1 protein-coding gene is annotated in these 543 nt (G+C 60.6%); it reads left to right on the top strand.

The genetic code is table 11. The features are described from left to right. Positions 1 to 543 (top strand): FGGY family carbohydrate kinase (locus tag NW818_RS13865; RefSeq protein ID WP_414424886.1); only part of this gene is annotated, 543 nt, incomplete at both ends.

Genomic DNA, 543 nt, shown 5'->3' with positions numbered 1-543 from the left:
ACCCAGATCTATCCTCAACCGGGTTGGGTCGAGCATGATCCGCTGGAGATCTGGACGCGCACGCAGGAGGTGATCGACGGGGCGTTGCGCAAGTCGGGAGTGGAACGCAGCGAGATTGCAGCCGTCGGCGTGACCAACCAGCGCGAAACGACGGTGGTGTGGGAGAAGGCGACCGGTAAGCCGGTGTACAACGCGATTGTCTGGCAGGACATGCGCACTGACCAGATCTGTAATCAACTGGCGCAGGACGGCGGGCAGGATCGTTTCCGCCCCAAAGTTGGTCTGCCGCTTGCGACCTACTTCTCCGGTCCAAAGATCACCTGGATCCTCGACAATGTGCCGGGAGTGCGCGAAAAAGCCGAGCAGGGCGAGGTGCTCTTCGGCAACATCGATACCTGGCTGATCTGGAATATGACCGGCGGTGTCAATGGCGGCGTCCACATTACCGACGTGTCGAACGCTTCGCGCACCATGCTGATGAACCTGGAGACACTCGACTGGGATGACGACATTCTGGACGTCATGCGCGTGCCGCGCGCAATG

The organism is Synechococcus sp. R6-5 (assembly GCF_047461775.1).
Classification (GTDB): domain Bacteria; phylum Cyanobacteriota; class Cyanobacteriia; order Thermostichales; family Thermostichaceae; genus Thermostichus.
Note: the sequence above shows the minus strand (reverse complement) of the source record. Positions and strands in the feature narration are given on the sequence as shown.